The sequence below is a fragment of the Betaproteobacteria bacterium genome (genome assembly GCA_016791345.1).
Classification (GTDB): Bacteria; Pseudomonadota; Gammaproteobacteria; order Burkholderiales; family JAEUMW01; genus JAEUMW01.
The window spans coordinates 1-7,520 of sequence record JAEUMW010000036.1 but is presented as its reverse complement, the minus strand read 5'-3'; the positions used below and the strand labels follow the sequence as shown (position 1 = coordinate 7,520).

At 65.7% G+C, this 7,520-nt stretch carries 8 protein-coding genes; 4 read left to right on the top strand and 4 right to left on the bottom strand.

Going from position 1 to position 7,520, the window contains the following annotated elements:
- Positions 1–16: 16 nt before the first annotated feature.
- Complete coding sequence (locus JNK68_01255) at positions 17–424, top strand: archease (GenBank protein ID MBL8538974.1); 408 nt, start codon at positions 17–19, stop codon at positions 422–424.
- Positions 425–460: 36 nt separating this feature from the next.
- Positions 461–1,897 carry an RtcB family protein gene (locus JNK68_01250; protein ID MBL8538973.1) on the top strand — a complete coding sequence of 479 codons (1,437 nt, stop codon included), beginning with the start codon at positions 461–463 and terminating at the stop codon, positions 1,895–1,897.
- Between the two features lie 30 nt (positions 1,898–1,927).
- On the opposite strand, the gene arfB is transcribed toward JNK68_01250, so the two are convergent.
- Entirely contained in the window at positions 1,928–2,398 is a 471-nt protein-coding gene (gene arfB, locus JNK68_01245) for an aminoacyl-tRNA hydrolase (GenBank protein ID MBL8538972.1), read from the bottom strand.
- Between the two features lie 20 nt (positions 2,399–2,418).
- Positions 2,419–2,625, bottom strand: a complete 207-nt coding sequence (locus JNK68_01240) for a DUF465 domain-containing protein (protein MBL8538971.1) — start codon at positions 2,623–2,625, stop codon at positions 2,419–2,421.
- A 17-nt stretch (positions 2,626–2,642) separates the two neighbouring features.
- Between JNK68_01240 and JNK68_01235 the strand changes: the two genes are divergently transcribed.
- Both JNK68_01235 and JNK68_01230 read left to right on the top strand, forming a co-directional pair.
- Positions 2,643–3,392 carry a hypothetical protein gene (locus JNK68_01235; GenBank protein ID MBL8538970.1) on the top strand — a complete coding sequence of 250 codons (750 nt, stop codon included), beginning with the start codon at positions 2,643–2,645 and terminating at the stop codon, positions 3,390–3,392.
- A gap of 50 nt (positions 3,393–3,442) precedes the next feature.
- Positions 3,443–4,009, top strand: a complete 567-nt coding sequence (locus JNK68_01230; protein ID MBL8538969.1) for a hypothetical protein — start codon at positions 3,443–3,445, stop codon at positions 4,007–4,009.
- Here JNK68_01230 and JNK68_01225 read toward each other — a convergent pair.
- Complete coding sequence (locus tag JNK68_01225; GenBank protein MBL8538968.1) at positions 3,983–4,858, bottom strand: hypothetical protein; 876 nt, start codon at positions 4,856–4,858, stop codon at positions 3,983–3,985. The genes JNK68_01230 and JNK68_01225 overlap by 27 nt on opposite strands.
- An 86-nt stretch (positions 4,859–4,944) precedes the next feature.
- Entirely contained in the window at positions 4,945–7,218 is a 2,274-nt protein-coding gene (locus tag JNK68_01220; GenBank protein MBL8538967.1) for a diguanylate cyclase, read from the bottom strand.
- Positions 7,219–7,520: the final 302 nt, after the last annotated feature.

Genomic DNA, 7,520 nt, shown 5'->3' with positions numbered 1-7,520 from the left:
GTGTCATGTTCGCGCACTGGAGGCCGCCTACTTCGAGCACGATGCCGACATCGGCGTGATCGGGCGTGGACCGACGCTGGAGTGCGCGCTGGTGGCGGCAGCTTCAGCCACGTTCGCCATCATGGTCCATCCATCGCAGGTGCGGCCCCTCGCGCGAGTCTCAGTCGCCTTCCGCGAGAGCGATCCGGAGTATGCCTTGGTCCGCTGGCTGAACGAACTCCTCGCCGAGGCCCGGGCGCACGGCCTCGCGCTCGCGCAGTTTCGCCTGACACGCACGCAAGACCAGTGGCGTGGCGAAGCACTCGGTGAGCCGTGGCGCGAGAACTTCGCACGCGGGACGGAGGTCAAGGGCGCCACCCTCACCGCGCTTGCCGTCACCGAAATGCCAGATGGGTGGGAAGCGCGATGCGTGGTCGATGTCTGACGGGCGCATGCTCTCGCGCAAGTTGAGTCGCCGTCGATGAAGCTCGACTCCCTGCAGGAACTCGCACCCTGCTGCTGGTCACCGATCGCGACGCACGGGCAGCAGAGCACGCCGGCGGTGCATCTATTCGGCAGCGCGGTGCTCATAGCTGGCATGGACGACAAGGTGCTCGAGCAGATCGCGAACGTCTCGCGCCTGCCCGGGCTCGTCGGTTGCGCCCTGACGATGCCCGACGCTCACTGGGGCTACGGCTTTCCCATCGGCGGTGTCGCCGCTTTCGACCCGGACGCCGGGGGCGTGGTCTGCGCCGGCGGTGTCGGCTTCGACATTTCCTGCGGGATTCGCTGTCTGCGCACCAACCTTACCCTCGACGATCTGGCGCCTTGCATGGAAACGCTGGCGGACGAGCTGTTCCGGACCATCCCGGCCGGGGTCGGCGAACCCGGCGACATCCGGCTCGCGCCCATCGAGCTTGACGCGGTCATGGAGGGAGGTGCGCGCTGGGCCGTGGCACGCGGCTTCGGGGTGCCCGAGGATCTCGAGTTCGTCGAAGACCGCGGCAAAGTGGCAGCCGCACAGCCGCGATGCGTGTCCGACACGGCCAAACGCCGGCAGCGCGGTGAGATGGGAACGCTCGGCTCCGGCAACCACTACCTCGAAGTGCAGGTCGTCGATCGCATCGACGACGCAGACGCGGCTCGCGCTTACGGTCTCGTGCCGGATCAGATCGTCGTATCGATCCATTGCGGATCGCGCGGACTGGGTCATCAGATCGGCACCGATTACCTCGTCGCGTTGGCGAAAGCGGCCGGCCGCCTGGGTCTCTCGTTGCCGGATCGCGAACTCGCGTGCGCGCCGGTTCGCTCCCGCGAAGGCCAGCGCTATCTCGGTGCGATGAATGCGGCGGTCAACGTTGCACTCGCCAATCGCCAGATGCTGGCACAACGCGCGCGCAACGCCTTCTCCCGCGTCCTTCCGGGGGCGCGGCTGGAAACGCTGTACGACGTCTCCCACAACACGTGCAAGGCGGAGCGCCACGAGATCTCCGGCCAGTCGAAGATCCTCTACGTGCACCGAAAGGGCGCGACGCGCGCGCTCGGACCCGGGCACGACAAGCTGCCCAGGCGCTACCGTGAAGTGGGCCAGCCCGTGATCGTGGGCGGCAGCATGGGGACGGGTTCCTACGTGCTGGCAGGCACGTCCGCCAGCGAGCGCATCGCGTTCTCCTCCGCAAGCCACGGAGCCGGTCGCGCCATGAGCCGCGCCGCCGCGCTCAAGCGCTGGAATGGCGGCGAACTGGTCGAGGATCTGCGCGCTCGCGGCATTCTCATCCGCACGAAGTCCCTGCGTGGCGCTGCGGAGGAAGCGCCCGGCGCCTACAAGGACGTCGATGCGGTTGCGGACGCGACCGAGCGCGCCGGCCTGGCGCGGCGCGTTGCGTTGCTGCGGCCGAAGATATGCGTGAAGGGCTGAGACGGGGCAAGGCAGAGAGTCGATCCGGCGTCAGTCGGTCACCCCCGTAGCCTTTCTTGCGCGCTTGAGCGCACCGCGTCGCTGCTTGGCTTCGAGCCGGCGCAACCGTGAGGCGCGGGTCGGGCGCGTGGCGACACGCCGTGGCGGAGCTTCCATCGCACTGCGGATCAGGGCGACGAGCCGCTCCAATGCATCTGCCCGGTTGCGCGCCTGCGTGCGAAAGCGCTGTGCGTGGATCACCAGCAGGCCGGCTTCGGTCATGCGTCGCCCGGCCAGGCGCCGAAGCCGCATCTTGACCTCTTCCGGCAGCGTGGCAGAGCGCATCGCATCGAAGCGCAACTGTACGGCGGTGGCGACCTTGTTGACGTTCTGGCCACCCGGTCCGGCAGCACGGACGAACCGCAGGTCGATCTCGGACGCATCAAGGACGATCCCCGGCGCGACGAAAAGCGGGTCGCCGGGGTCGAATACGGGAAGGTTACCGGGGTCGGAATCGGACACTTGACCCCGGCACGGTGCCGTCAGGCCGGCACGCTGGGTGTGACTTGTCGCTCGAGGAAGGCGATGTGGTCTTTGATGTACAGCTTTCGTTTCTTGAGCCGGCGCAGTTGCAATTCATCCTGCCCGGAAGCAAGGGCCAGGCGGTTGATGATGTCGTCCAGGTCCTTGTGTTCGATCTTCAGCGCCTGGAGCTTTTCCTGAACGGCTTCTAGCTCTGCGGTATCCATGTGCATGGCGGCCCTCGTTGGAATATCCCACGAACTATAACAGAACACGCTTTCGCACGCCCCCCAACCAACTGATTCATTGGACGTTTTTTCATGCCGCTGAAGAGTTCGTGGCGCACTGGCAACGCGCCGCGCGGCGAAGGCTTGGTATCATGCACGCCTTCGGCATCGCCCATCGTTCCCCGCGGAGTCACTTTATGATGCGCCTTACCCGTCGCGCCGCACAAGCCTTGATTGGGATCGCAACCCTGGTGTCCATCGCCGCTTGCACTACCTCGAACTACCGGGAGTGGACCCCGCAGGGATGGAATCCACCCGCGGGCATGTCGCTGCCGATTGCAGCGCGGGTTGCCGTGGAGCCGGATCCCGGCATGCCCCAGGTTCAGATGCGTTCGGCATGGTGGAGCTACCCCGACGCCCAGCTGATGCAGCAGGCGGCGCTCAACGTGTTTCAGAAGCTCTTCTCGGACGCTGGTCCCGCTGCAACCGTGGAAGGTCCGGCCATCACCATTGTCCTGAAGGGAGATTCGTCTCTGAATCCCACCCTCAACGAATACTACGCAAACGCCACGGCGACCGTGTTTGCCGGTGCCGACACGCACGCGATGCCGATCGCGACCTTCAACGGAAACGGCAAGGCGTCGCAGTCGAACTATTCCCGCAGCGGCATCCGCGAAGCCTACGAGGCTGCGTTCGCGCAGATTGCCAACGATCTTCTTGCGGACAAGCCACTGCTCGCGAGGCTGCGCGCGAAAACCCGGACGTAGCCAGCGTGCGTGTAGGGATGCGATCACCGTGGCGCCGGCTTGTCGCGGCCTTGACCCTGTCGATCTCGGCCGCGGGATGTCAGACCGCCGCGCCGCCGCACCCTGTCGTGGTCGCACCGGCTGGCGTGGAGCTGCCGTTCGCGGCCACCATACTTTTCGAGGTCCCGCCGACTCAGCGCGATTTCAACGTCTCTGCGTTCGGTCCCTACGTCTGGAGCTACCCCGAATCGCGCTTCATGCGAGAAGCGGCCCTCCACATGCTGCAGGCGATGTTCACGGATGTGATACCGATCGAGGGACCGGAAGAAAATGGTCTCGTCTTTCAGGTCAGCGGCTACACGTCGATCAACCCGGCCGTATCGACCTACTACGCTACAGCAGTGGCAGACGTGTTCACCCGCACCGAGGCCGGTGAACGCCAGATCGGTCACTACCGTGGGACCGGTCAGGCCTGGGGCCGCATCTACTCCTACCCTCCCCTGCAGGCCGCCTATGCCGCCGCCTTCACGGCGCTGAGCCGGCAAATGCTTGCGGACCCAACATTGATGCGCCGGATCAACGCCGAGGCGATCCACTTCCGGCCGCGCGCCTCAACGACTGACCCGCGGCTCCAGTAACACGAGGGCAGTGCCGGCTTCGGCGTGGCGGGCAGACGGCGGCGCCAAGGCATCGAAGTCCCGCGCGTAGCGCTCCAGTCGCGCCTGCAAGCGCTCCCGCTGGGTGGGCGAAAGGGAATGCTGCAGTTCGACGACCATTGCGACCATCTGCTGCCGGGTTGCGCGCGTGAGCGCTTCGTACTCGGCCGAACGTCCCTGATCCCATTCGAGCATCCACGCCTCGAGTTCGGGGGCGAGCGACCCGGCTGCCTGTTGCCGCCTGAGCAACCCGATCAGCGCCTGCTGGCGCCGCTGCCGGTCCTCGAGGCGCAAGGCATTGGCAAGCGGAATGTCACTGCTCAACTGCTCCATCCGCGTGTGCTGCTGCGCGGAGAGCGGACCCACCCACTCTTCCATGAGCTCGATGGTTCGCTCACAGCGACGCCGCCGTTGCACGTCCACCGGCACATCGACGTACTCCTCGGCGAACGTTTGGTTCTCATGCTTCAACGCCGTCTCGAAATGCGCAATCTGCTCCGGCGAGAGCGAGCTCAATACTCGCGCCGCGCGAGGGGCCGCATAGCGCGCGAGGGCGTCGTACCGATCGCGCGCGGATGCGAGCAGCCAGTCGATGTCCTCCTCCGTGACCGCGCCGCCGACCCGGTTGCGTGCTTCCAGCAGCACTGCGGTGTAACGCGACAGCTCCTCCCTGCGATGCCACGCCGTCGTTGCGTCGAGCCCGGCCTTGAGCAGTTCGCGCTGCTGATCGTCGAGCGAGAAATACCCGTCGGCCTTCCATTCCAGGTAGACATCGAGGTTCCGGTAGGCCAGCTTGATCGTGCTGCAGGCAGCAAGAACGAGAAGAGCCACGAGAAGCGCGCTTTGGTGAAGCAAGCGGCGGCAGGCGACCTGAGGCAGTACTGGACGTGAAGGGTGCATGAAGCCTTTGACGGCTTTCAGTCACCGAGTTCGAATCGGAAGCCTTGATTCAGCAGGGGTGCGAGTGCAGTCGCGGCAAGCGGTCTTGCAATGAGAAAGCCTTGCGCCTCGCGGCAGCCTTGGCGGCGGAGGAAGGTGAGCTGCGGCAGAGTCTCGACGCTGACCACCCCCGCATCGAGTCCGAGTCCATGTGCCAATTGCAGCAGCCCGGTCGCAACGGCAGTTTCATCCGCGTTGGCCGGCACATCGCGAAAAGCGCCGAGGTCGACCTTCATGCGGTCGACCTGCAACCGGCGCAGGACAAGCAGTACTTCCGGCGCGATCCGGAATCGCTCGGCGGTGATCCGCACGCCGAGTGACCGCAGCCGAGACAGCCGGGCCTCGATCTCGCCGCCGAGATCGAGGGTCTCGATGTCCAGCTCGAGCTCCAGGCAGGCTCCCGGAAGACCACTGGAAGCCAACGCCTCCTCGATGACGGCAGGCAACAGCTCGGGCGCATACTCGCGCGCAGAGACATTGACGGCGACGACGCGCGGACGTGCTCCGGCCCGCTGCCAAGCGGCGGCCGCCTGGCAGGCCGTCTGCACCACCCATTGGCCGAGGGGAACGATGAGGCCGGTTTCCTGCGCAAGCGGGATGAAGCGCTCCGGCGACAGCAGACCTTCCCGCGGATGGTGCCAGCGCACCAGCGCCTCGCAGCCGGTCAGTTCGCCGGTCACGATATCCACGCGCGGCTGATAGTAGAGCTCGAACTCTCCCCGTTCGAGCGCCTCCCGCAGATCTGCTTCCATGTTGAGACGCCGGCTTGCTGCCTGGTGCGCCGCCTCGCCGTGGAAGTGGAACGTATTGCGCCCGGCCGCCTTGGCTTCGTACATCGCGGCATCCGCATGACGCAGCAGCGTCTCGGGGTCGTCGCCGTCGCCCGGCGCGACTGCAATGCCAATGGACGGGGTCACCGTGAGTTCGTTGGCGTCGAACCGGAAGGAGTCCGCCAGGAGTTCCAGAATCTTGCGGGCGACGACTGCGGCATCCCTGTCCTTGCCGAGCTCGGGCAGTACCACGACGAACTCGTCCCCGCCCACGCGCGCGACGGTGTCACCTTCGCGCAATACGCGCTTCAGCCGGTCCGCCACCGACACGAGCAGCTTGTCGCCCACTTCGTGCCCGAGGGTGTCGTTGATGGCCTTGAAGCGATCGAGGTCGACGAACATCACCGCAACGTGCGACTTGTGGCGATGGGCGATCGCGAGGGCTTGTCCGAGCCGATCCTTGAGCAGGCGACGATTGGGAAGCCCGGTGAGGACGTCGTGATTCGCCAGGTGGCGGGCACGCTCTTCGGCCTGGCGGCGTTCGCCGATTTCGACGCGGAGTTTTTCGTTGGCAGAGGCGAGTTCCGCTGTGCGTTCGCGAACACGGCGCTCCAGCTCGTCGCGGGCCCGTTCCAACGCTTCCTTCGCCTGCCTTTGCTCGGTGATGTCCTCGACCACGAAAATCCAGCCGCGCTCGTAATCGAGGGGATCGAGGGGAGTCCCCAGCAGGCGCGCCCAGAACAAGCTCCCGTCCTTGCGCCGCAGCTGCATGTCGCCTTGAAACGGCGCCGCCCCCGGGGGCGCGGCGTAGAGCGCTCGGCCCATGCGCTCGAAGGCTTCGTCACTGGGGAAGATGATGCGCGTGGACTGTCCATTCACCTCGCCTGGCGCGTAACCGAAAATCGCCTCCATGCGGGGATTGGTGCGTACGAGGCAACGATTGCGGAGGAGTGCAATCCCCACCGTCGCGTGGTCGAGGAGTTGCTGCTGCTCGCGCACGAGCTGGCGCAACGACTCCTGCGTGAGCCGTCGCTCGCTGACGTCCTCCGCGATCCAGATCGTCCCCTCGGATGGCTTCGATGGCGATACCGCCTTTGCCAGCAGGCGACACCAGAACTCATCACCACCCCGACGCCGCATGCGCCATTCGAGATCCACGGTCTCGCCGGCGGCAAGACGCGGGGCCACGATGGCGCCAAGGTCCTCGAAGCTTTCCCGACTCGGAAACAGCAACGCGCCTTCCTGACCCGCAAGCTCGCCCGGACCGTACCCGAACATCCCCGCGAACCGGGTATTGCAGTGAAGCACCCGCCGCCCGCGCGTGAACAGAATGCCCACCCATGCGTTCTGCAGGATGGCTTCGTATTCGAGCGCCGTTCGCCGCCGTTCGAATCTCGGCAGGGCAGCGCGAACAGGATCGTCAGCCGCGATGTCGCTAGGCCTGAAGGGACTGGAGACGGCCATCAATTGCGACTTTTTCAAAGTGCGTCGCCTTCAAGAGGGCCGGCGGGTGCCGGGGGACGTGGGGTCCGAAGCGGATTATATGCCTGGATATAACGCGCTGCGCCGGACCAGTCGCGCCCTTTTCCGCAACGCGAAGGCACACTCAACCACACGCGATCATGCAGGTCTTCGCCGTGGTGTCAGCGCCAAAGTGGCGATAACGGCACAGTCCTCCCGGTCATCAAGCGAGGTTGCGAACTGATCGCAGGTACCAAGCGGATGAAGTGTCCTTAACAGGCCGTTGAAAAGCGAGGTTCAAATAGCGGCTCGGGCATTTTGTG

Excerpts from the sequence above, each read along its gene's own strand:
- JNK68_01250 (MBL8538973.1), top strand. The coding sequence starts at position 461 with ATGAAGCTCGACTCCCTGCAGGAACTCGCACCCTGCTGCTGGTCACCG.
- JNK68_01240 (MBL8538971.1), bottom strand. The coding sequence starts at position 2,625 with ATGGATACCGCAGAGCTAGAAGCCGTTCAGGAAAAGCTCCAGGCGCTG.